The following is a 24,553-nucleotide window of genomic DNA, read 5'->3' as shown; positions in this document are numbered from 1 at the left end:
CGGATAGATTTAGCACCACTGGTACTGACGTAAGGCAATTTTGCCACCCTGTACCTTCACTCCTTCTAAGCGTAATAGTTGACTCTGCTCGATAAACTTACTGCTCTCGGGAGGAAAAGAAATTTTTCCCTGACTGTTAATCACTCTGTGCCACGGCAAACTCGATCCTGCCGGTAAGTGCTTTAACAGGTAGCCAACTGCCCGGGCATGCTTAGGTGCGCCGGCCAGCCCGGCAATTTGCCCGTATGTTGCGACATTTCCAACCGGAATGGCGCCTATCAGCGTAAACACCCTGGCTCTGAATTCCTCTTTAGTTTCCTCTTGCAAACTGCGCTCCTAATGCTGTGAACTGTTGCCACAAGTGTCGGCCAACTGGGCCATAGTGACTCTGATGGCGACGAAAAGCGTGAATTGCTGCTGTGAACTCATGCTGTCTGTCTATGATCTCAATGCGCTCCAACTCGCCGCTTTCCAATTCCTGCCGGCAAGTGTTGAGGCTGGTAAGGGCAAACCCGACCCCCTGAGATAAGAATAGTTTAATAGTACTTACATCATCCAGCTTCATAATATGTAATCCACGTGAATAAGCCAGCCTCTCGCTGTCGAAATCGAAACCACTCTCTACCATTGCCAAACAGGGATATAAACTCAACTCATCATAGTACATACGCTTAGGCAACAAACCACGTTTGGCTACGACACCAAGCTTGGTTTCGCCAATCGCGATTGATTCCAACTCGCCAGTGGCATAGAACAAATCAAACCAGGGTCCAATTCCTAAATCAGCGGCGCCGGTGTTTACCTGCTCCAGCGCAACAAAGCGTCGGCCGCTGGAAATCACGAGTTCAGTCGAAGGAAATTGCTTAAAAGTGCTGCTAATCTGTGCGTTATACGTTTCGTGGTGACACATAGGTTCATAGCAAATGCGAAATTTCGCTTCATTGCCCTGAGAGAACTCATCCGCCAGGCCTTTTAAATGATTATGATGCTCCAGCAGCTTTTGAGCGTGCTGGTGGAAACGCTTCCCCTGCTCGGTAAGCCGGATCCGATAATCTTCACGGGTTACCAAAGCAAAGCCCAGTTCGTCAGACAGACGCTTTAACGCTTGTGTGACTGCGGGCTGTGATTTATATAGACGTTTTGCCGCCTCGCTCAGGCTTTGAGCATTTGCGACGGCGTCGAGTACTTGAATATCAGCCAACTTCATAAATAAAATTTATTTTATACCAAAGTTTTAATAATTTTTATTTTATGACCAAATTCATTATCCTGCACTAAGTTTTAGTATGAGGGAGTAATTTTGGTGAATAAACTCGCACTCTTTTTGCCAACCTTGTTGTTATTATCCGCATGTCAGGATGCCACACAGCAAACCACTACAAGTCAAGTCGTTCGTCCAGTTAAACTACATACAGTGTCTGACCCACAAGCCAGCCAATTGCGCAGTTTTCCAGCCGAAGTTGTTGCTAACCAGGGGTCTTACCTTGCTTTTCGAGTCAATGGCGAGCTGATTGAGTTTCCTGTGTTGGCCGGCCAGGAAGTGCAAAAGGGGCAACTTCTGGCGAAACTCGACCCGGAAGACTTCGAACTCCAGTATCAGCAACGTAAAGCCCAATTTGAGCTCGCAGTTGCTCAGCTTAACCGCATTGAGTCTTTATATAAAAAGTCTATTGCCAGCAAAGCCGAATATGACCAAGCACTGGCAAACGAACAAGTTGCTGAATCAGCATTCAAAATAGCGCAAACCAATCTGCAAAATAGCGAGCTCAGAGCCCCATTCGGCGGTACGATTGCCAAAGTTTTCGTTAAGAACTTTGAAAACATAGTCGCAAAACAGAATATTTTACGCCTTGAGACGCGTGATCGTATGGACGTGGTCATCCAGGTGCCTGAAAAATTAGTTGCCCGGGTTAATAAAGATCTCGAATATCATCCAACCGTTATTTTTGACGGTTACCCGGATAAATCCTATCTGCTAAATATAAAAGAGTGGGATACCCAAGCCGATCCTGCGACGCTTACCTATAAGGTTGTCTTTTCGCTGCCTATTCCTGAAGACTTTAATTTGCTCGCCGGGATGACAGGTCATGTTTATGTCGACCCCAGCAAGATAACCAACCACAACACCTCGGAAATCATAGTGCCGAACGAAGCGGTATTTTCTGATCAAACGCAAGCAGCTAAAGGCAATCACTACGTCTGGATTTACGATCCCAAGACCCAGCTGGTGTCTAAACGAGCTGTCCAGCCCGGTCAGCTGCGCCAGCAAGGTTTTGAAATAAAAAGTGGATTAAAGCCCGGCGATGTCGTTGTCTCAGCCGGTGTTCATCACCTTAGTGAAGGCCTGAAAGTACGCCCATGGACCAAAGAGCGAGGCCTGTAAAATGAGTCTTGCCAAATGGTCTATTGAAAATAAGGTGATCAGTGCGATGTTCGCACTGCTGTTGCTTTTAGCAGGCACGGTTTCGTATTTTGGCCTGGGGCAACTGGAAGATCCGGAGTTTACACTCAAAAAAGCCATGGTGATCACAGTATATCCAGGTGCATCACCGCAACAGGTTGAGGAAGAAGTCACCTATCCCATAGAGAATGCCATCCAGAGCCTGCCTTACGTGGATTACGTTACCTCAATCTCGTCACCGGGCCAATCACAGATCACGGTAGAGATGAAAAGTACCTACCGGAAGGAAGACCTGAAACAGATCTGGGACGAATTAAGGCGGAAGATAAACGATCTCAAGCCAGATCTGCCCCCCGGCGTATTCACGCCCAAAGTAATGGATGACTTTGCGGACGTGTATGGCGTGTTATATGCCGTGACGGGTGATGGCTATTCCTATGAAGAACTAAAAGAATACGTTGATTATCTAAAACGTGAGTTGGTTCTGGTCGATGGTGTCAGTAAAGTGACCATCGCTGGAGAGCAACAAGCGCAGGTCATTGTTGAAATCTCGAGTCAAAAACTGTCACAGTTAGGGATATCTCACAACCGCATTTTTTCACTGCTGCAGACCCAAAACAGCGTATCTAACGCGGGAAAAATACGCGTTGGCGACGAGTCTATTCGGATTCACCCTACCGGTGAGTTCAGTCAGGTTTCTGAACTTGAGGACTTGCTGATTTCTAAACCCGGTGCCAAAGAGCTCATCTATTTAGGCGATGTTGCCACCGTAAAACGTGAGTATGCTGAGATCCCAACGCATATCACCCGTTACAATCGTGATCAATCTTTGCTCCTGGGTATTTCCTTCAGCTCGGGGGTTAACGTGGTAGAAGTCGGTAAGGCAATAGAAAAGCACCTGACCTCACTGGAATATCAACGCCCCCATGGCATGTCGGTCCACACCGTTTACAACCAACCCAAGGAAGTAGAAAAGTCCGTAGACGGATTTATTGTCAGCTTGCTTGAAGCCGTTGCCATCGTCATTGTCGTGCTGTTGATCTTTATGGGTGTTAAAAGTGGCATTCTTATAGGCGGTATCTTGCTGCTTACCGTTCTTGGCACCTTTATTTTTATGAAGATGTTCGCAATTGACTTACAGCGTATATCCCTTGGCGCTTTGATCATCGCTCTGGGTATGCTGGTCGATAACGCTATTGTGGTCACTGAGGGGATCCTAATCAACCTGAAGCGTGGACAAAGCAAGGTAAAAGCAGCGGTCAATATTGTCGAGCAAACCAAATGGCCTTTGTTAGGTGCAACGGTAATAGGGATCACCGCCTTCGCCCCTATTGGGCTGAGTTCAGATGCCAGTGGTGAATTTGCCGGCTCACTGTTTTGGGTACTGCTGATCTCATTGCTACTTAGCTGGGTTACTGCCATTACACTGACACCATTCTTTGCCAACATGTTGTTCAAACAAGAAATTCAGCAAGGTAAAGAGACCGACGACCCCTACCAGGGCATAATTTTTACCGCTTACAAAGCGCTGCTCAGCGTGTGTCTGAGATTCCGCTGGACTACCGTTATCGCGATGCTAGCGCTCCTTGGCTGCGCGATGGTTGGCTTTAAGTCAGTCAAGCAATCGTTCTTTCCCGCTTCCAATACGCCCATGTTTTATGTCGATTACTGGCACTATCAGGGCGCTGACATTCGCAGTACAGCAGATAATCTGGAAAAGCTGGAAGCATTTTTGCAATCCGACGAGCTGGTTGAGGAGATCACCACCACCATAGGTCAGGGCGCCCCCCGATTTATGCTGACATACAGCCCGGAAAAGCAATATGCATCCTATGGTCAGCTGATCATTCGGGTGAGCGACAGAGAAGCTGTTGCGACTATGATAGCGAAAGTACGCGAGTTTGCTGCCCATAACGAATTAGATGGTAAGCTTAAAATCAAGCGCATGGAAATTGGCCCGTCGACAGATGCTAAAATCGAAGCGCGTTTCTCTGGTCCTGATCCTGTAGTACTGCGCAGGCTGGCTGATCAAGCTAAAAACCGTCTGGCACAAGACGCCGGTGCATTTAATATTCGTGATAACTGGCGTCAGCGTTCTAAAGTACTTGAGCCTGTCTTTAATGAGCAAAAAGCGCGGCGACTGGGGATCAGTAAATCTGACCTGGACCAGCTATTGCTGACAAGTGTGTCGGGCAACACAGTAGGCTTGTATCGGGATGGCACTAAAATGCTGCCGATTGTGGCCAGAGCACCCGAGGTTGAACGTCGCAACGTTGAAAACCTGGTTGACCTGCAAATTTTCAGCCCTGTGCTCAATGTATATGTGCCGCTGGGCCAGATCCTCGATGACGTTGAAGTCATTTGGGAAGACAGCCTGATCATGCGTCGGGATCGCAAACGCACAATTACCGTCATGGCAGATCATGATGTGATCGGCAATGAAACACCGGCTAAACTGTTTGCCCGGATCCGCGCCGACATTGAAGCAATCGAGTTACCGCAAGGCTATGAAATGCAATGGGGTGGTGAGTTTGAGTCATCCAGCAAAGCACAAAAAGCCATTTTTGGCTCACTTCCGCTCGGATACTTATCCATGTTTATCATCACGGTGCTGCTATTTAATTCAGTGCGTAAACCATTGGTCATCTGGAGCACTGTGCCACTGGCAATTATTGGCGTAACCGCGGGTCTGGTCATATTTCAGGCACCATTCAGCTTTATGGCACTGCTGGGATTGCTCAGTCTGTCTGGCATGTTAATTAAAAATGGCATTGTATTGATGGATCAAATCAATCTGGAACTGGATAGCGGAAAAGCCCCCTATCAGGCCGTGTTTGATTCCGGGGTTAGTCGTGTACGGCCCGTGTCTATGGCGGCCGTGACAACCATTTTAGGTATGATCCCACTGCTGTTCGATGTATTTTTTAAATCCATGGCAGTGACCATTATGTTTGGTCTGGGTTTTGCCACCGTGCTCACTTTGATAGTGCTTCCCGTAATCTACTGTTTGTTCTTCAAAGTAACCGCACCCAAATAGCAAAAGGGCCGCAGTGTGCGGCCCTTTTTTTAAGTTATTTTTTGAGAGACAAAGTCCCTTTTACCCTGCCTTTTGGCTTAGCGCCAGCGCGACTTTTCGGTCTACCACGATTTGCAGTATTATCATCGTGTGCATTGCCTGGGCGCTTACGCTTTTGCTCAGACGCAGACTTTCTGCTCTGCCCTCTGGCCGCTGTTTCACCATCTTGACGCGGCTTCGCAGTGTGACGCTGTGTACGTTTATACGTATCCACTGACGCCTCTTCGGTCTTCGAGGAACCTTCAATTGAAGCATTTATCTCTGCCATTTCAGACTCGCTCAGGTGGCGCCACTGTCCCGGTCTTAAACCGTTAAGGTTCACATTCATGATCCGCACACGCTTCAGTGTTTGTACTTCATAATCAAAGTATTCACACATACGTCGGATCTGACGATTCAGTCCCTGAGTTAAAACAATGGTAAACTGCCTGGCCCCGGTCTTTTTGACAAAACACTTTTTAGTCATGGTGCCAAGAATTGGCACGCCCGAACGCATACCAGTTATAAACGCATCGGTGACAGGCTTATTGACGGTTACCACATATTCTTTTTCATGATTGTTGCCAGCACGCAATATTTTGTTGACGATATCGCCCTCATTGGTCAAAAAGATCAGTCCTTCTGAGGGCCGGTCTAAACGGCCAATAGGAAAAATACGTTCCGGATACTGAATGGCACTGACAATATTACTTTTTATTTTTCGCTCTGTTGTGCAGGTCACACCAACGGGTTTATTGTAAGCGATATATACCCGCTTAGGCTTAGCTTTGAGCGGTTTATTATCAACCAAAACAGTGTCTGCATCACTGACTTTCAGACCCATTTCGGCAACCTGACCGTTAACACTGACACGGCCGTCACTGATCAGGGTGTCCGCTTCTCTGCGGCTGCAAAACCCGGTTTCGCTGATGTATTTATTTAGTCGCTTAGGTTCATTCATAAAGGGACACTTTTCTTTTCGTGTGCAATGAGTCAATACTGTCCGATATCCGGCCCACAGGCTCAGAATCCGGTGTGCTTGACCAACGGGCAGTTACGGGGGCGCATGGTAACAAAATTTCATCGCCAGTAGAAATATTTCATCAACAGGTGTGACTTTAACTCGGCTAACGTTATAGCTTGCTCAGTCGCTAATCACACCTGGAGCGTTATCCTTGGCTAAAAAGGTCGGCGACACCAAGTAGTTCGATTGTTTATTGTTAAGCAAGCTAAACCCGCTAAAGTCCACGCCTGCCCAGTCAATTTTTTCGGCCAGCCATATATAGCGATGCACATTGTGTTGATTAATGACTACAAGTGGGTAAGTAATCGATTGGTTGGTTTGCCAATAGGAATGGCCATGGAACTTATCATACAAAGACAAAATAGCCAGCCCACCCATGATGAAGTGACCACCGACGGAGGCCTGCAATTCACCCTTTTCAATCAACCTGAGCGTGTCATTGAGCCAGTCAAATCCACCAATGGCAACAAATGCCTGGTCCTTCTCACCACGCTGTTTCACCGCACTTAGTGCACCCATTGCCATCAGATCTGACGCACTCCAGATTATGTTTGTGTTGGGGTAACGCTTAAGCAAACGCTGCGTTTTTTCCATCGCCTGGGTTTTTGACCAGCTTGCATAGATAGATTGTTGCAAGGCAACGCCCTGGCTGCCAAAAAAAGATTGCGCGCCTTGATTGCGAGCATCCGATTCACTGCCATAATGACCGTTGATCGCTAGCGCCTGAGGTTTAACTGCAGGCCTCTTCTCAAGTAATGAATCCGTCAAAGCCTGCGCCAGATCAGCGCCTGCACGAAAATTGTCAAAGTAAATCTCACCCAACCAATTTTTATATCTCTGTCCAGGTTTGCCAATCTCAACCTGCTCAGGCCCATTAATGGTTTGTTCTAAGGTTAAGTACTGTATTCCATACTTTTCTAATAGGTCCAGATGTTGCTCAGCATTACCGGGGTATAGCATCAAAACAACGTAATCAGGTGTTGCTCGATACTCTAAGTATTTCTGTAATTCTTCTAGCTGAATATAGCGACTGCCATCACCATAAATCACGTCCAATTTAACATTAAGCTGCTTACTGGCGGCCATAGCGATAGATTCTACTTTTTGCCAAAATGGTTCACCAGAAATCGATGGGTTCACTAAAAGCACTGAAAAATCGGCCTTTGCCCAACTCAAAGGGGCGAAAAGCAATCCCCAGCTCAATAAAACACACTGCAATAACTTCACAATAAACAGCCTTTTTTATGTTACGTTTGACTAAGGTAGCGCACGCAACGCTTCAATAAATACTCAGCTGGGCCGGTTTTCTTCGCCCTATCAAGCAGTATAGCTAAAATCACCTGAAACAGGGTCAGAGTAAGAAAAAAACCGAAATACTCAACACGAGTAAAGGACACCCTGGTCTCAGGAAAAAGAACATGAAACACCAAAATCCCAACCATTGATTGCAACAAGTACAAAGACAGCGAATAGCGTCCCGCTATCGCGAGTACCTGGCTAAACTTAGGCCAAAATTGGCGGATAGCTTGCAACAGCACCAAATAACATAAGGCCATAGGTATTGCAGCCAACCAATTCAATGTTTCCAGCATCTGCCCCAGGGTAGTTTCATTATTTGACCAAAGTATCAGGGATGCAAGCACACTTCCCCACCACCAGGTCCACATCTTCTTACCAGATACAAAACGCTGCCCTGAAAACCAACCTCGTTCAAATAGTTCCATCCCTAACAGCATCAGACCCAATGTATTCCACAAAGTAGCCAACGGGATTAGAATGATCATCATATTGAAATGGCTGATATTCTGGCTCAGCAACTGAGCGTAGCTTACCGGCAAAGAACTCAATAACGTCGCATACTCAGCACTGGACCTGTCAAAGCCAGGTTCACTGACCAGGATGCTGAGTATCACAAGCAATATAACCGGAAGGACTATCAGTAGCGCTGCGCTTAGTAATCTATGTTTCGCATCCAGCCACATCAGCGCCAGCAACCCCGACAATGCATAATTCAGCAGAATATCTCCAGGCCAAAGTAAGTAGCCATGTAGTACGCCAAATAAGCCCAATACGCACAATCTAGATTTGATAACAAAGAGGTTATCCTCGCCCTTGTCGTGCGCTTTATACTGAATTACCAATGCTGCACCAAACACGAGGCAAAATAAGGTTCGAAACCGACCATCGGCAAACACGGTGGTGAAAAGCGACAAAACTGATTCCACCCCGTCGCGTGTAACTGGGGGCACATAACCATAGGCAAAGTTTGCCATAAAGAATAAGTTTGTCAGGCTCAGGCCCAATAATGCAAAGCCTCTCAGGCTATCGATGTATTGATTTCTCACATCAATAAACGTGGTCGCGGTACATGTCGGCCCAGGTAACGGCGGATGCATGAAAATCAGGCAAACTGTCATCTTCCATATTTAGCATCGCACAGGCCTCCTGTAATGCCCACCAGCTGCCACTTTCGTAAGCCCTGACGACATTTAATATATAATACAAGGTGTTTGATTTACCCAGCAGCGCATCATGGATCATCTCCGGAAAAGGCAATCGGCCAACTAACAACTCCATCGGTTTATCCAAAATAGCGTCCAGTAAAGAAAATAACCCTGCCAGAAAGCTCATACCAGCAATGCCTGGTGCGATTTGCTGTGCGATGAGTTCACAAAAACGTGAGCGTACGATACTAAGACGAGTCAACTCGGTGGGTTTATTCGTCGCCACATGGGCTGTCATGATCAGATTCACAAACTTGAGCACGCGTTCGTTGCCCAAATAAACCAACGCCTGCTTGAGGGATTCAATGCGGTTTTTGATTGGAAAAACCCCAGAATTGATCAACCGAAGTAGCTTGTAGGCAAGAGCCGTATCTTGAGCAAACAGCTCCGAAATCCGTCCAAGGTTCATATTCGGCTTCAGCACTTCTGCGTAAATTAACATAACTATGGCGTAGTTGATTTCGATATCTTGTTGAGAAATCATCGTGGGCTTAGCGAAAAAGTATCCCTGAAAAAAGGTAAAACCCATTTTTTTCGCTTCAACGAATTCTTCTTCGGTTTCTACCTTTTCAGCCAATAATTTCAGGTTTTTACGTGTTTTTAGTTGCTCAACAAGTGGGCCGATTGTATCCAGCGGGCTTTCGACCAAATCGAACTTGATAAGCCGGACCAATTTGAGAAAGGGCTCCCAGTCTTTAGAGTAAGTAAAATCATCCAATGCCAGTCGGTAATTATTGTGAAACAACGACCTGACGCGTTCGTAATTGTCTTTTGTCGGGGGGATCGTCTCCAACAGCTCCAGGATCACATCACTGCTAGGCAGAAAGTGGGCGAGCTCCTGATTAAGCGACTCTTCTCCAATGTTGATCAGAGCCTTTTTACCAGAAGTCAGATATCGAGTGCCCAGATTGAGCTGGTTGTCCATTATAAGCCGCGCTGTCGCGGCATCATCAGCAATGTTGGGGAAGCAATTTTGTTTACCATCTCGAAACAGCAATTCATACGCGACCACCTGTTTCTTCCTGTTAAAGATGGCCTGCCTTGCCACAAACACTTTCAAATCACTGCTCCCAGCTATCTACTGCTCAATTAATAGCACTTTTGTTTTATTAGTTTGTCTTGATGGGGAATATTTTAACCCCATTTCATTAGAAAAAAAATCAAACTAAAACATTAATGTATTAGAATAGTCGATAGCAGAGCGAGCAGGCAAACGCCTACTCATACAATTTTTCGATATATTGACTGGCAATGGTATCCCAACTGAATCGTTGCGCTTTTGCATTGTCCTTAATATCACGGTACCTTTGCGGTTCGTGCCTATGTATATCGAGCGCCCGCTTTAAACCTTCGAGTAACTGCTCAGCCTGCTCAGACAAGTTACGTCCACCAAACAGGAATCCAGTTTCCTCATGTGCAATGGTGTCTTTCAGCCCACCGACCTGGTGAGCAAGACAAGGCTGCCCTGCACGCATTGCCAGCATCTGACTGATCCCACAGGGTTCAAATGAACTGGGCATCAGAAACAAGTCACCAAGGTCATACAGATGGTCGCCCAAAGTCTGTCCATATCCTTGTAAATACAAAACATTACTGTGACGGGCCATAACCTGCGTAAACAGATACTCAAGGTGCGGATCGCCGGAGCCCAGAATAACCAACACCCCACCGTACTCGTTGATCAAAGCCGCCACTTTATCCAGGATCAGTTGACCCTCTTTTGGTTGTCTGAGCAAAAGCGCCTTTTGGTCCGTTAAACGTCCAACACTGGTGACCAGAGGTCGACGAAATTGCCCATGCTGACGCCATTGCATGACACGCTGGTGAGCGATGTAATGAGCAGGCATTAGTTCTGAACGCTTAGACATCCACACAAACAGCGCCTGCTCTGCTAACTCACAGTAGTCACTCAGCGAGATGTCAGCTCCCTGGTCAGCATGCTGAGAATAAATACACCCATTGAGAATACCTGCCAGCCTGCCCGCTCTGTCAGCAGCTTGCATATCATGCTCCAACCCTTCACCACCAAAGAAGCCACTTTCGTGATCGCTGCTTAGCTGCACTTCCTGACAATAGGTTGGTGACACCAAGTGTACTTTATCTACGAGGTTAATGGCTGCGCGCATGGGATTAAAGCAATGAGGGTAGATGTGATCACATATCCGACTGCCGTCATAGCTCAGAGTTGGAAACCAGGATTCCAGACTGGAGTCATCATGCTTAAACGGCCGGATCCCCTGCAATGCGAGATTATGCACTGTATAGACCGTTTTGATCTGTTTTAAATTAACAAAACGAGGACTGAAAGTTTTAAGCACCGCCACTACAGCGGCATGCCAATCGTGTAGATGCAGTACATCAACGGGCCCTATCATCTCATGCTCAAGCAGCTCACTCACCGCAGCACAAAATAGCGCAAACTTATTGGCATCTGTTGCAAATGGCTGATCGCCATCATTACAATAAATGGCGCCATCATGTTGCGAGAACAACGAGTGCGACACGACATATTGATCTACACCTGACTCACTTGCAACTCGCCACAGTGTCGCTGTTTCTAAATGTTGCTTAAAAGGCACCGCAATATCTGCAACGAACTCCCGGTTTAGTTCGAACTGGCCATAATCCGGTACGATAACAGAGCAACGGATTTGCTGCTCTGCCAGTGCATAAGGAATGTCGCGGATCACATCCGCAACCCCCCCAACTTTACAACTCGGCAAGCGGTCATTTTCCGCTGCCACCATAACTACATGCATGATTGTCCTTTTACGCCGTTTCCTGGTTCTGACCTGCTAACAGCTGTTGCTTTTCTAGTGCAACAAGCATATCACGGGTCACCAGCACAATGCCGTTTTTAGAGACTCTGAAGCCATTTCTTTTATCTTGCTCCTGATCATAACCAATCTCCATGCCTTCCGGTATGTGGCAGCTGCGATCAATAATGGCATTTTTGATCCGACAATGACGCTCAATCACCACACCAGGCAAAACCACTGCGCCTTCTATTTCACAATACGAGTGTACATGAACATTTGAAAACAATAGAGATTTCCGTACTCTGGAACCTGAAATAATACAGCCACCAGATACCGTTGAGTCCACAGCCATACCGCGCCTTTCGTCGTCATCAAAAATAAACTTCGCCGGCGGTAGCTGCTCCTGATACGTCCAAATTGGCCAGCTCGGGTCATACAAGTCAAGTTGTGGTTGCGGAGACACCAGCTCCATATTCGCTTCCCAGAACGAATCTATTGTGCCCACGTCACGCCAGTAAGGTTGGCCGGGGTGGCTGGGATCTCGAAATGGGAATGCAAATACATTATGCTCTTCGATAATAGCCGGAATGATATCGTGGCCAAAATCCCTGCCAGATCCTTCGCGCTCTGCGTCTTTCTTTAGCTGCTCAAACAAAAATTCTGTATTGAACACATAATTGCCCATTGAGGCTAAACAGACTCCAGATTTGCCCGGGATCTCACTCGGCGCAGCCGGCTTTTCATCAAAACGCCGGACTCGCTTTTTCTCATCAACAGTCATCACGCCAAAGGTATTGGCAGCATCCTCACACGGCACTTCGAGACAGCATACGGTCATATCGGCACCGGTTTCGACATGCTTTGCCAACAAAGCACCGTAATCCATTCTATAAACATGATCGCCTGACAAGATCATCACATATTTAGGCAGCTCGTGACGAATAATGTCCATATTCTGGAATACGGCATCCGCCGTACCACAGTACCACTCGTCACCATATCGCTGAGATGCCGGCAAAATCTCCACTGACTCACCCAGCTCTTTCTTAAAGTGACCCCAAGCGCGGTTAACGTGGCGGATCAAAGAGTGCGATTTGTACTGTGTCGCTATGCCAACCCGGCGGATCCCCGAGTTAATACAATTTGATAACGGAAAGTCTATTATTCTGTGTTTGCCTCCAAAATACACCGCGGGCTTTGCTCTCCAGTCGGTCAGCTCATGCAGCCTGCTACCACGACCACCAGCCAGGATCAATGCATAGGTTTCTCTGGTCAGGTTACTAATATATCGGTTTGCATAACTGGGCATTCATTATCTCCATTAAAAAGTCTATCTACGATCTACTGCATTGGGGTTAAGCGCCAAATATCGTCACAATATTGTTGAATAGTGCGATCGCTAGAAAAACTGCCACTAGCGGCCGTGTTAAGTATGCTCATTCTCAGCCACTGCGACTGGTCCTGATAGGTTTCTGCTGCACGTTGTTGTGCATCCAGGTAGCTGTCAAAGTCGTGTGCAACCAACCAGGGATCGTGAGGGCTGCGGATCGCGGCAATGATGTCGTTGAAAATTCCAGGTTCAAACAAGTTGAAATGACCACTCTCCAGCAACGCCATAGTATTGCTGAGTGCCTGACTGGATTGAATAATGGCGTTTGGATCATAGTGCTGGCGCACTTCCTCTGCTTGTTGTGCGGTAGCACCAAATAAGAAAAAGTTATCTGCCCCCACCTGTTCTCTGATTTCAATATTTGCGCCATCCAGGGTGCCAATGGTGAGTGCACCATTCATCATAAACTTCATGTTCCCGGTACCGGATGCTTCTTTGCCCGCCGTTGAAATTTGCTGTGACAAGTCCGTCGCAGCGCAAATCGTTTCCATAGCCGTTACATTATAATTTGGGAAAAATGCGACTCGAAGAAGTGATTTAGCCTTCGCATCTTTATTAACAACATTCGCAACGTTATTGATCAGCTTAATCACCAGCTTAGCCATTGCATAGCCAGGCGCAGCCTTACCACCAAACAACACGCAGCGAGGCACCATGCCTTGAGTATCGCCACGGCGAATACGATCATATAAAGAAATCACATGCAGAATATTCAGCAGTTGGCGTTTATATTCATGGATGCGTTTGACCTGCACATCGAACATCATGCTGGCATCAAACTCCACACCGCACCGCGCCTGCACCAGCTTTGCAAGTTTTTCTTTATTTCTTTGTTTAACCGATTGCCACTGACTCTGGAACGTTTTGTTATCGTAGTAACGGCGCAGTGATTTAATTTCGGCGTAATCTGCTTGCCATTGCTCGCCAATCTTGCTGGTAATGAGTTCAGCCAATTCAGGGTTACAATAGGCAAGCCAGCGTCTGGGCGTAACACCATTTGTTTTGTTGTTAAATTTAGCAGGCCAGAGCTGATAGAAATCATGAAACAGCCCTGACTTAAGCAGCTCAGTATGCAATGCAGCAACACCATTGACCGAGAAGCTGCCCACAATTGCGAGGTAAGCCATACGGATCTGTGGATGGTCACCTTCTTCTATGAGTGACAGTGCACGTTGTTTTTCTATATCCCCAGGCCACATCAACGCCACTTCTGATAGAAAGCGCGCATTGATCTCATAAATAATTTCCAGCAAGCGGGGTAACAGACGAGCAAACAAAGACACTGACCACTTTTCCAATGCCTCAGGCAACAATGTGTGGTTAGTGTAGGCCATGGTTGAATTAGTGATTGACCATGCCTGATCCCATTCCAGTTCATACTCATCAATCAGCAGCCTCATCAGCTCTGCTACTGCAATACTCGGGTGGGTATCATTAAGCTGGAAAACATGAAGGTCAGAAAATTCACTAAAATCCGTACCATGTTGTTCCACCCACTGATGCAAGATGTCCTGCAAACTGGCACTCGACAGGAAATACTGCTGTCGGAGTCTCAGCTCTTTACCATTTTCACTGCTGTCATTCGGATACAACACCATAGTGATCTGCTCGGCGAGGTTTTTCTTGGCTACCGCTTCAGAATAACTACCGGCGTTGAATTCCTTTAAGTTAAATTCATCCGTCGCTTCCGATTTCCATAGCCGTAAGGTGTTCACCACCCCATTTCGATAACCCGGAATAGGCACATCATAAGGTACAGCCAGCACATCCTGAGTATTCACCCACATGCGATGATTACGACCCTGTTTATCCTGATGCCCCTCAACATGACCGAAAAACTTGATCACTCTGGCTTGCTCTGGCGCTGGCATTTCCCAAGGGTGGCCTTCACGTAACCAGTTGTCTGGCTGCTCCACCTGAAACCCCTGCTCCATTGACTGATTGAACATGCCGTACTCATAACGGATCCCATACCCTATCACCGGAAGAGCCAATGTCGCACAACTATCCAAAAAACACGCCGCCAGTCGTCCCAGACCACCATTGCCCAACCCGGCATCATGTTCAGCCTGCTCAACATATTCAAACTCGGTGCAATATTCTTTCAGCGCTTCACGCGTTTGCTTCTCCAGATCCAGGCTCAAGACCGCGTTACCCAACGCTCTGCCCATCAAAAATTCCAGTGATAAGTACGCGGCACGTTTACATTGGTTGTCGGCAAGATATTGATTCGTTGCTCTGCACCTTGCCACGAGCCGATCCCTGACGGTCAACGCCAAAGCCTGAAACAAATAGTGTTTAGAATCTCCGACTTTGTCACGTCCCAGGGTATAGTAAAAATGCCGCATTAAATCATCAGCCAGCGTGCTTTCATCCAGTTTTGGAGCTTCCTGCCAATGCTTTACAACACACACATTTGACGTTTTCTTAGTCATTCTTGAGATCCTCATTATGAGATTGATATACCCAGGCACTGTGTGCACTCAGGGATTGAGTCTGTTGACTTTTTTCGATGGTTTCGGTGGGATGTACAGAGCTGAGTGAAAGCTGCCAGACAACGCCCGGAATAACCGGTAATTTAGCCTCTACGTCGTCACTGCCGGCATGTAATATCACCAATAAATTTTGTTTTCTGAGCGTATCCGTCAACATATAGATCAGCGTTTTATTATTGCTGTCGTGCCAGTCTCCCTCAGACATTGGACGTGCATCCTTGTTGAACCAGCTAATGTTAAATCGTTCATCTTGAGTATGAATATAAAACGGGTGATGGAATATCGCATAACGACACCTGATTTCCTGGAGCTGAGCTATCAAGGCACACAAGGCACTTTCCTGGCCATCATCCCAGTCTCTCTTTACACGTAGGCTGTGAATCAATCGCTCGGTAATAGTTTGCGGCCAGCTCAACCAGTTAATCTCATTATCCTGACAATACGCGTTATTATTACCTTGCTGAGAATGCGCAATTTCCGACCCCGCGGCTAGCATCGGTACACCTTTTGACATCATTAGCGTAATCAGAGCGCTTTTTTGGATTTGGTGTCTCAGTGCCAGTATGTGTGCTTGTTCCGTCTGGCCCTCTATGCCGCAATTAAACGAGATGTTCTCACTGTGACCATCACGGTTCTCCTCGCCATTGGCAAAGTTGTGCTTTTGTTCATAACTCACCCAATCAGAGAGCGTAAACCCGTCATGACTGGTGATAAAATTAACAGAATTAAGCGGCCCGCGTTGGTTGTGTTCAAACAACTCATGAGAGCCATGCACACGTTTAGCAAGTTCCGACAGAGTACCGGCATCTCCACGCCAAAACCGTCTCACCGTATCTCGATATTTGTCGTTCCATTCACGCCACGGAGAGGGAAATCCACCTAATTGGTAGCCACCCGGGCCAACATCCCAGGGTTCGGCAATTAACTTAACTTTACTCAGTACAGGATCTTGTGCGATCGCCTGCAAAAAGCTGTGTTGAGAATTGAAGCCGTGCTCCGTGCGAGCCAATATCGTTGCCAAATCAAATCTAAATCCGTCGACCCCCATATACTCAACCCAATACCTTAAGCTATCCATAATCAGCTTTAGCGTATATGGGTCATCGATATTAAGGGTATTTCCACAGCCGGTATCGTTGATATAATGGGCCTGCTCTCCCACCATCCGATAATATCCAGTGTTATTTAGTCCTTTGAGTGATAAGGTTGGCCCGTCTAGACCGCCTTCTGCTGTATGGTTGTATACAACGTCCAGGATCACCTCAATGCCAGCAAGGTGGAACTCGCGAACCATTTGCTGAAACTCGCTAATTTGCCCTTCTACCAAAAAGGCTTTATGCGGCACAAAAAAGCTCAATGAGTTATAGCCCCAGTAGTTCTTCAGCCCCTTGGTCGTTAAAAACTGTTCAGAGATAAAAGCATGACATGGCAACAGCTCCACTGTTGTGACACCCAGACTGGCAAGGTGGGCAATAAAGTTGCTGTGACTCAGGCCCAGAAACTTACCGCGCAAAGGCTTAGGCACAAAGTCACAGTGCTTAGTCGCGCCACGTACATGACATTCATAAATAAGGGTTTTTGACCAGGGTACATTTGGTCTCTGACCATCGTATCGGGCAATGTCTGTAACACTGGATTTGGGCATATCTACCGCATTGTCACTTTCGTTAAGGGTGCCAACAGGCAAATGACAAAAGTGGCGCTCACTCCAGGTAAATTCGCCCTGAAAATCTTTACAATACGGGTCTAACAGTAATTTATTTTGATTAAACAGCAGGCCCTTTTCAGGCGCATAGGCTCCGTTTGCACGATAGCCATATAATGTCCCCGCACGCAGTGGAGAAACGAATACGGACCATAGCCCTCCCTCATGACGATACATAGTGACCTTCGCAATTTCGCTATGGCCACTTTGATCAAACAGGCAAAGTTGCATCTGAGTGGCCGACGGTGCATACACAGCAAAGTTGACCCCTTGTTCATGCAAAGTACTGCCTAATGGTGAGGGTTGACCCCTGTGCGACGTTAACATGGTTTGGCAGCACTCAAATATTGTAAGTAGATAGTGCTCAATGGGCCTATAGTGATTTCAATACTGTGTTCAAAGCCATGACTGGCAATGGCTTTGCTTTGTATCATTTGCTGTTGATGCGCAACTGGCGTGGTACCACTTCCATACAGGCTGCTTTCATCAGAGTTAAACACCACCTGATATATGCCACTCTTAGGAACACCAATTCGGTAGCTATGCAACACCTGAGGCGTAAAGTGACTGACTACCACGACAAGATCAGAACTGGATTTACCGAAACGTGCGAAACTCAAAATTGACTGTTCGCCATTGTGACAGTCTATCCACTGAAACCCACAAGGCGAATTATCCAGCTCATATAAAGCAGGGGTGTTTTTATATAAATGATTGAGTGATTTGACGGTCTGATAAATCCCCTGATGAGCAGGTGATTCCAGCAATGACCAGTCCAGCGTCGTGTTATGATCCCATTCAGTGCGGGGTGCCAATTCACTGCCCATAAACAACAGTTTTTTACCCGGATGAGCATACATAAACCCGTAATAGGCTCTCAAGTTAGCAAATTGCTGCCAATCGTCGCCTGGCATTTTGCTCAGCAATGCCCCTTTACCATGTACGACTTCATCATGGCTCAGTGGTAAAATATAATTTTCCGAGTAAGCGTACGCCATAGAAAAGGTCATTTCATGGTGATGATACTTCCTGTGGATTGGATCTCTTTGCATATAGCTCAGACTGTCGTTCATCCATCCCATGTTCCATTTGAAGCCGAATCCCAAACCATTGTGGTCAACGGCTTGCGTGACTCCAGGCCAGGCCGTCGACTCCTCAGCCACCATCATGATATGTGGATGCCTGCCATAGCTGCGGGTATTGACTGACTGAATACAGTCGATCGCTCCAAGGTTTTCCCTGCCACCGAACTGATTCGGGATCCATTCACCATCATTACGCGAGTAATCGAGATACAACATAGAAGCAACTGCATCCACTCTGAGGCCATCCAGCTTAAAGACATCAAGCCAGTAATTTGCATTGGAAAGCAGGTAACTTTTTACTTCCGGACGTTCATAGTTATAGATATAGGTATTCCAGTCGGGGTGATAACCCTGGCGACTATCTGCATGCTCATATAAGTGGGTTCCGTCAAACCGATGCAAACCATGCGGATCTGACGGGAAGTGACCTGGAACCCAGTCGATCAAGACGCCCAGCTCAAGCGCAGCACATTGACGTATAAAGTAACGAAAATCGTCAAGACAGCCGAAACGGCTAGTCGGCGCAAACAACCCTACCGGCTGATAGCCCCAGGAACCATCAAATGGATACTCACTGATAGGCATTAGCTGAACATGAGTAAAGCCCAGTTCCTTAACGTAAGGCAATAAATCATCAGCCAGCTCGCGATAAGTCAGATAACGGTTATCCTCTTCTTCTCTGCGTTTCCAGGAGCCCAGGTGCACTTCATATATCGCAATCGGAGCATCAATGGCATTGCGCTTTCGCCGTTGTGCCTGATCGGCATCACTCAATGTCATACACTGCTGAGCAGGCTGAATTACACTCGCGGTACCCGGAGCTTGCTGCATCTTAACAGCGTAAGGATCAGCGCGCTCAGTTACCTCACCATCCACACCGACGATGGCATATTTATAACCCTGCTCGCCCGTAAGATGAGGTATAAACAAATCCCACACCCCACTGGCAGGATGAAAACGCATAAAATGTTGAGAAGGCTGCCAATGATTAAACTCACCAATGACAGAAACACTGCGCGCATTGGGTGCCCAAACACAAAACTGCGTACCATTGCAGCCTTGATGAGTGATAGCCCTGGCGCCAAAGTGAAGGTAACCATGTTCCAGAGAACCTTCATTAAATAAGTACATCGCCGACTCATCCAACGCACTGCTGAAGTCGTAGGCGTCTCGGGTTGTAATAACCGTATCAATAAATTCAACGGTTAAGTGATACCCAGACGAAACTTTGCGATCAAACTCAACGACAAACAGAGCAGATTGTCCTATGCGCTGCATGACTGTTGAGTGGCGTCCGTCATTCACTGACACTGTCAGGGCTCCGGGCATATAAACCCGTATAATTGAGCCCTGCCCGGTACTGTGTAAGCCAAGAAAAGAGAAGGCATCACGAAAGCACCCGGCTTCAAGTGCCGAAATTTGTGCTGCGTATTCGAGGGTTACAATGGGCGATTTACTTGCTGAATTCATGCCTGCTCTCTAATCCTTTTTATCTCTGCCATTAAATGACGATTCTGTTCTAAAGTCTGTTCTGCTGGTGTCGCCAGACGGCGACGCCAATTGGGATATTCGCGGTCGGTGCCAGGAATATTCACTGGCAAATGTTGTTGTTCCAGGTCATCAAGTTGAATAGCAAGCAACTTACTGGGGCTGGCTGCAAGTTTTTTCAGCAGTGCACCATATATGCTGTGAATCTTCGAATGTTGCTGCGCAGGGAATGTGTCATTTATCCCCAACCATGCTAATAATCTGGCCTTATCATCTTCTCTTGCCATCGCCATTTGTGTGGCTTCTTGTTCGCTACACAGCTGGTAATCTTTTCTAAGTAAAATATCATTGTGCGTCCACCAGGCATTAAATGGCGCCACATCATGGTTTGCGACCATTAATAATGTGTCAGCACGATACTGCTCGGAAGGTTTAAAATAACCCTGCTGATCTTTGGCAAAATACATCAAAATATTGCCGTAAAGGTTCGCCTCACTCATGGCGGATGAGACTTCGGGCGGCACGATACCCAGATCTTCCCCTATCACCATGGCCCGATTCAGATGAGATTCAATTTTTAAAATGGCCAAAAGATGTTCAAAGGGGTAGTACACATAACACCCACCCGGTTTGCCCTCAGATTCAAAACACCACCATAAGCGCCGAATGGCCATAACATGGTCGATTCGAAGTGCACCAAAAGACGCCATGTTGCTTCGTACCAAAGAACGAAAATAGGCATAGTTTTGCTTCTTTATTTTAATCGGGTTGAGTGCAGGCAAGCCCCAATTCTGGCCTGTTTCAGCCCAAGGGTCAGGCGGCGCACCAACATCTGCACCGGTTGCAAAGAGAGACTCATTTTCAGCAAACTCGTAACCGCCTTTAGCACAGCCAACTGCCAGGTCATTAATCAGACCAATTGCCATCCCGACGTGGGTGGCATGTTGCTGACAGGCCTGAAGCTGCTGATGTGCCAGCCACTGCAAAAACCACTCCCGCTCTGTGAGTGCGCTGACATTCAGGTCACGCATTCTATCGCTTTTGAATTCTCTCACCGCCTGCTCAACAACGGGCATATCAATACACTCGCTATACAATTGAGTAAATATGGCGTATTTCAATTCAGCGACGGCACTGTAATCAATGTACTGTGCCTGAGCATCGAACGGATCCGGACAGCAAGCAGCACTCACGTTGACCTGATAATGATCGCGGAGTGTTTCAACAGCCCAGTCCAATGCAATATACAGGGGGTTAATCAAACAACGATGTGAGGGACTATAAGGGCTTGCACGCTCCGGCTCGGACTCGAACAGTAAATGTAGCGGGTTCAGCAAAACAAAATCACAATGCTTAGCCGCAGCACCACGGAGTAATTGATAAAGATCGCGAAAATCGCCAACACCATGATTACGGTCACTGCGTAACGTATAAAGCTGCAATGACAGACCAGTTCGTTTTAACTGTTCTTGCTCTAAGGCATAACAACGCTCGGGGACTGCCCACAGCTCGGTAATTTTCGTCTCAAAGGGGCCTTCTATTTGCGTCTTATGATAACCAACGGGCAGCGCCCCTATTTTGATTTTCACATCTAAATAAGTTTCGCCGTTGTAACGATAATCCCCGACCACTTCAGCCTCTGACAAGGCGCAACAGCGGTATATTGACAAATCGGGGATCTGAACAACAACTGATGCGTTTCGGGCTGACTCGGGTATTTTCAGTGAGAAGCATCCTGACTGGGCATCAGCCAGTACCACTTCCCCCACAACGTCAAGCCAGCGCTTGATATCCAGCGAAAAGTTTAACTTTGCGATGTCCGAGGCATCTTCCGTGTTTACGCCACAACAACGCAGTGCATTGACTCTTGTTGCATGGTCGAAATAAACATGCTCACCGTTATATTTGGTGTAATCAAAGCCTATTCCATGCAAGTAAAATAGCTGCTCCAGCCCCTGCATTGCGTTAAGCCAGCTTGTGGGTATCTACGACGCTGTTTTGCGTACCAAAACCGTTAGGCACATAGCCGTCAGCCTGGTCATCGTTGTCCCAATGCTCACCATTGATCAAATATCTGAAATGGTATTCTTGCCCTGTCGGTAAGCGGTGTTTTAGCTTAAATCGTTTGTCTTTTTTATTAAACTTCATCGTTAAAGGCTGCCAATCATTAAACTCCGCAACGAGTTCTACTTTGATTGCTTCAGGATGAGTGATTTCAAACGTGACTTCTGCTTCGTTTTTTGTTTTGAAAAAACGCTTAGTTAACATTGTGGGCTCCAAAAAACCGCTAGGTTGTTTATCCTTGCCACAGTGCCGTGCCCGTTACAGCTAGACTAACGGTTGCTGTGAAACTACAAAGCATAATTGCTTATTGTCTACGTACAGTGTGTACGCTTCATTACAGTGCAGTGACAGTCCAGCCTTGCACTAATATGGTGATTTTCACTTAGAAAGCTGGCACAACTGCCTGTATCTTAGTATACGGGCAATAAACGCGCCAAAACTTGTTAAAAAGTTAGGTGAGAACTATTCTCGTGTAAAGTGAATTTAATTGATACTTGATCTTAAACACACCACAGCTGTATTAATTAATTAGAATACATCGAGGCACTGAGCTACGATTGAACCCACATGAATTAGGTGTAAAACATGTCATACTTAGGGCTTATTTATAGTATACTTACTGCTCCTGGCAGGGACGAATTTCTTTAGGTAGGTGGATACGCTCAATCATGCAAAGTGTTTTTAAAAATATAGCAACCTGTATTGTCTGTTTTGTTGTGATTGGCATTGTTATTAGCTTGCTGTTTACAAAAAATGTGGTCGACATCCAGACTGGTCGCACCACTATGGCGGTATATAATCAACCCATCAACTCCCAGTCAGAACATACGCCCTGGTATGCTTTTCTGTTTGCTGATCAGCGGTTTTTGTTGGTAAAAGACGAAACACATGTATTGCTTAAGTACGATCAATCAGAATTCACCTCTGCCCCCGTTAAGCTGGTCATCAAACGTGTATTTTCTTCGCCAGTCTTGCTGCTACTTGTTATGGTGATGCTGCTCTTAATGCTGAACAAGTTGCGAGAATTAAGACAACAACATGCCCGAGCTAAAGCGCTTACCGACATAGACCGGGATCTCAAGGACATCATTAGTGGCCTTGAGATTGATTACAAAGCCTTACCGATCGGTGGCTCAGTTGCTCAGATCAGTCATGCTGTTCATACCATTGCAAGCAATATCCAACGTATCAAAATTAAAACCGACAGCCATGTCTTTCAGGACAAACTAACGAAACTGATAGACCGCCATGCCTATATCGAACACATCAGTAACGAATTGGCGATGGCAGAACAACAGCAAAGTAAGTGTGGCCTGCTATTTATCGACCTCGATGGTTTTAAGCAAGTTAATGATTCATTCGGACATAGTTTTGGCGACGAGATACTGATCCAGGTTGCCGAGCGTTTGTGCCAGGTCGTACGTCAATACCAATTACAGGCACTGCATGCCGTGCATGGGCTTGATCAAAACCTGTCCAGACTCGGCGGCGATGAATTTTCTATCTTTATCCCGGAACTCAAAGACACGGGCTTTTGCACTGAAGTAGCGCAAACCATACTTGGGGAAATTGAACGCGACTTTGTCCTCGGCAATAAACTGGTAAAAATCAGCGCCAGTATCGGTATAGCCGTATACCCCGACAGTGCAGCGACGCCGAATGCACTATTACAAATGTCTGATGTCGCTATGTACCGAGCCAAAACAGATGGCCGGGGAATTTTCCGCGTTTACTCCCCGGAAATGGGCAACAAAATTCGTCGCTATCATTACCTGCTGGAAGAATTACGCCTGGCCATTGCTTCTCAGAATTTCCATCTGTCGTTTCAACCAATTGTGCATGTTGAAGATTGCTCTATTGACTATTTTGAAGCACTCGCCAGATGGCACCACCCCATTGAAGGCCTGATCCCGCCGTCTGAGTTTATTCCCATTGCGGAAGAATCCAACCTGATTTTGGATCTGGGAGATTGGATCCTGCTTGAGTCTTGCCGACAAATGTCCGCGTGGCACAATGCAGGCATGAAGAGAGTAAGAATTTCAGTTAATGTCTCTGGGATTCAACTCAAGCATCGCGCTATTTTTGACTGGGTAATGGCCGCGTTAGAAAAAACTGGCTTACCACCCACTTCTTTGATGCTTGAAATCACCGAATCAACACTCATAACCGCCAGTAATGAAATCATTGCCCAGCTTGAGCGTTGTCGCTCCGCTGGTGTCACTATTGCTATCGATGACTTTGGTACCGGATTTAGTTCGCTCAGTACGCTTGCCGATCTACCCATAGACGTCATTAAAATTGATAAACTGTTTATTTCACAGGCCAAAGACAACCCGAAATACTACAAGATCCTTAACTCAATCAGTGAGCTGGGTGCACAACTTGACCTTAAAATTGTCGCAGAAGGTGTTGAACAGGTCGACCAGTTTGAGTTGGTTAAGCAAATGGGGATACGCTGCGTACAAGGGTACCTGGTCAGCCGCCCGGAAACCTCCAGCCGCGTGGGCAACAAAGTGCTGAAAAGCAATATGAACCACATTGCATCCACCGGTACCAGTGTATGGCTGCCAGAGTCCAGCTAAC

The 24,553-nt window shown here is 46.8% G+C and carries 16 protein-coding genes; 3 read left to right on the top strand and 13 right to left on the bottom strand.

All coding sequences use genetic code 11. The annotated features are described in order from the left end of the window. Positions 1-9: 9 nt before the first annotated feature. Together PRUB_RS25860 and PRUB_RS25855 are read right to left on the bottom strand one after the other, a co-directional pair. Positions 10-327: an MGMT family protein gene (locus tag PRUB_RS25860; protein WP_010381152.1), complete on the bottom strand. Its 318-nt coding sequence runs from the start codon at positions 325-327 to the stop codon at positions 10-12. Further along, a complete protein-coding gene (locus tag PRUB_RS25855) occupies positions 311-1,207 on the bottom strand; it encodes a LysR family transcriptional regulator (RefSeq protein WP_010381150.1) in 897 nt (298 codons plus the stop codon). The genes PRUB_RS25860 and PRUB_RS25855 overlap by 17 nt, the downstream gene beginning before the upstream one ends. A 90-nt stretch (positions 1,208-1,297) precedes the next feature. On the opposite strand from PRUB_RS25855, the gene PRUB_RS25850 reads away from it, so the two are divergent. Both PRUB_RS25850 and PRUB_RS25845 read left to right on the top strand, forming a co-directional pair. Then, entirely contained in the window at positions 1,298-2,383 is a 1,086-nt protein-coding gene (locus PRUB_RS25850; protein ID WP_040644840.1) for an efflux RND transporter periplasmic adaptor subunit, read from the top strand. A 1-nt stretch (position 2,384) separates the two neighbouring features. Further along, positions 2,385-5,438 carry an efflux RND transporter permease subunit gene (locus tag PRUB_RS25845; protein ID WP_010381146.1) on the top strand — a complete coding sequence of 1,018 codons (3,054 nt, stop codon included), beginning with the start codon at positions 2,385-2,387 and terminating at the stop codon, positions 5,436-5,438. Between the two features lie 34 nt (positions 5,439-5,472). On the opposite strand, the gene rluF is transcribed toward PRUB_RS25845, so the two are convergent. From rluF to PRUB_RS25790, 11 genes are all read right to left on the bottom strand, one after another. After that, positions 5,473-6,417 (bottom strand): 23S rRNA pseudouridine(2604) synthase RluF, encoded by a 945-nt coding sequence (gene rluF / locus PRUB_RS25840; protein ID WP_010381144.1) that lies wholly within the window; start codon positions 6,415-6,417, stop codon positions 5,473-5,475. Positions 6,418-6,600: 183 nt separating this feature from the next. Further along, on the bottom strand, positions 6,601-7,620 hold the full coding sequence (locus PRUB_RS25835; protein ID WP_162144649.1) for an ABC transporter substrate-binding protein: 1,020 nt from the start codon (positions 7,618-7,620) through the stop codon (positions 6,601-6,603). Positions 7,621-7,727: 107 nt separating this feature from the next. Then, complete coding sequence (locus tag PRUB_RS25830) at positions 7,728-8,825, bottom strand: DUF418 domain-containing protein (RefSeq protein WP_021032824.1); 1,098 nt, start codon at positions 8,823-8,825, stop codon at positions 7,728-7,730. Between the two features lies 1 nt (position 8,826). Further along, positions 8,827-10,044 (bottom strand): EAL and HDOD domain-containing protein, encoded by a 1,218-nt coding sequence (locus tag PRUB_RS25825; protein WP_010381138.1) that lies wholly within the window; start codon positions 10,042-10,044, stop codon positions 8,827-8,829. 157 nt (positions 10,045-10,201) lie between these two features. Next, positions 10,202-11,743 carry a glycogen synthase gene (locus PRUB_RS25820; RefSeq protein WP_010381136.1) on the bottom strand — a complete coding sequence of 514 codons (1,542 nt, stop codon included), beginning with the start codon at positions 11,741-11,743 and terminating at the stop codon, positions 10,202-10,204. A gap of 10 nt (positions 11,744-11,753) precedes the next feature. Then, positions 11,754-13,052, bottom strand: a complete 1,299-nt coding sequence (gene glgC, locus PRUB_RS25815) for a glucose-1-phosphate adenylyltransferase (RefSeq protein WP_010381135.1) — start codon at positions 13,050-13,052, stop codon at positions 11,754-11,756. A gap of 32 nt (positions 13,053-13,084) precedes the next feature. Then, complete coding sequence (locus PRUB_RS25810; RefSeq protein WP_010381133.1) at positions 13,085-15,568, bottom strand: glycogen/starch/alpha-glucan phosphorylase; 2,484 nt, start codon at positions 15,566-15,568, stop codon at positions 13,085-13,087. After that, on the bottom strand, positions 15,561-17,660 hold the full coding sequence (gene glgX, locus PRUB_RS25805) for a glycogen debranching protein GlgX (protein ID WP_010381131.1): 2,100 nt from the start codon (positions 17,658-17,660) through the stop codon (positions 15,561-15,563). Before glgX ends, PRUB_RS25810 begins: the two co-directional genes overlap by 8 nt. Continuing rightward, positions 17,654-19,888 carry a 1,4-alpha-glucan branching protein GlgB gene (gene glgB / locus PRUB_RS25800; RefSeq protein ID WP_010381129.1) on the bottom strand — a complete coding sequence of 745 codons (2,235 nt, stop codon included), beginning with the start codon at positions 19,886-19,888 and terminating at the stop codon, positions 17,654-17,656. The genes glgX and glgB overlap by 7 nt, the downstream gene beginning before the upstream one ends. Beyond that, positions 19,885-21,867 carry a 4-alpha-glucanotransferase gene (gene malQ / locus PRUB_RS25795; RefSeq protein WP_010381127.1) on the bottom strand — a complete coding sequence of 661 codons (1,983 nt, stop codon included), beginning with the start codon at positions 21,865-21,867 and terminating at the stop codon, positions 19,885-19,887. Before malQ ends, glgB begins: the two co-directional genes overlap by 4 nt. Before the next feature lie 4 nt (positions 21,868-21,871). Next, a complete protein-coding gene (locus PRUB_RS25790; protein WP_010381125.1) occupies positions 21,872-22,174 on the bottom strand; it encodes an isoamylase early set domain-containing protein in 303 nt (100 codons plus the stop codon). Between the two features lie 464 nt (positions 22,175-22,638). Here PRUB_RS25790 and PRUB_RS25785 point away from each other — a divergent pair, with 464 nt between their 5' ends. Beyond that, the gene (locus tag PRUB_RS25785) at positions 22,639-24,552 is read left to right on the top strand and encodes a putative bifunctional diguanylate cyclase/phosphodiesterase (RefSeq protein ID WP_010381124.1); all 1,914 of its coding nucleotides are present in this window, start codon (positions 22,639-22,641) and stop codon (positions 24,550-24,552) included. The last annotated feature ends 1 nt before the right edge of the window (position 24,553 follow it).

This window comes from Pseudoalteromonas rubra (assembly GCF_000238295.3).
Classification (GTDB): domain Bacteria; phylum Pseudomonadota; class Gammaproteobacteria; order Enterobacterales; family Alteromonadaceae; genus Pseudoalteromonas; species Pseudoalteromonas rubra.
This window is presented reverse-complemented; position numbering and strand designations above follow the sequence as displayed.

Coding starts and splice junctions, on each gene's coding strand:
- PRUB_RS25790 (WP_010381125.1), bottom strand. CDS start 22,174: ATGTTAACTAAGCGTTTTTTCAAAACAAAAAACGAAGCAGAAGTCACG.
- PRUB_RS25820 (WP_010381136.1), bottom strand. CDS start 11,743: ATGCATGTAGTTATGGTGGCAGCGGAAAATGACCGCTTGCCGAGTTGT.
- malQ (WP_010381127.1), bottom strand. CDS start 21,867: ATGCAGGGGCTGGAGCAGCTATTTTACTTGCATGGAATAGGCTTTGAT.
- PRUB_RS25785 (WP_010381124.1), top strand. CDS start 22,639: ATGCAAAGTGTTTTTAAAAATATAGCAACCTGTATTGTCTGTTTTGTT.
- rluF (WP_010381144.1), bottom strand. CDS start 6,417: ATGAATGAACCTAAGCGACTAAATAAATACATCAGCGAAACCGGGTTT.
- glgX (WP_010381131.1), bottom strand. CDS start 17,660: ATGTTAACGTCGCACAGGGGTCAACCCTCACCATTAGGCAGTACTTTG.
- PRUB_RS25855 (WP_010381150.1), bottom strand. CDS start 1,207: ATGAAGTTGGCTGATATTCAAGTACTCGACGCCGTCGCAAATGCTCAA.
- glgC (WP_010381135.1), bottom strand. CDS start 13,052: ATGCCCAGTTATGCAAACCGATATATTAGTAACCTGACCAGAGAAACC.
- PRUB_RS25810 (WP_010381133.1), bottom strand. CDS start 15,568: ATGACTAAGAAAACGTCAAATGTGTGTGTTGTAAAGCATTGGCAGGAA.
- glgB (WP_010381129.1), bottom strand. CDS start 19,888: ATGAATTCAGCAAGTAAATCGCCCATTGTAACCCTCGAATACGCAGCA.
- PRUB_RS25845 (WP_010381146.1), top strand. CDS start 2,385: ATGAGTCTTGCCAAATGGTCTATTGAAAATAAGGTGATCAGTGCGATG.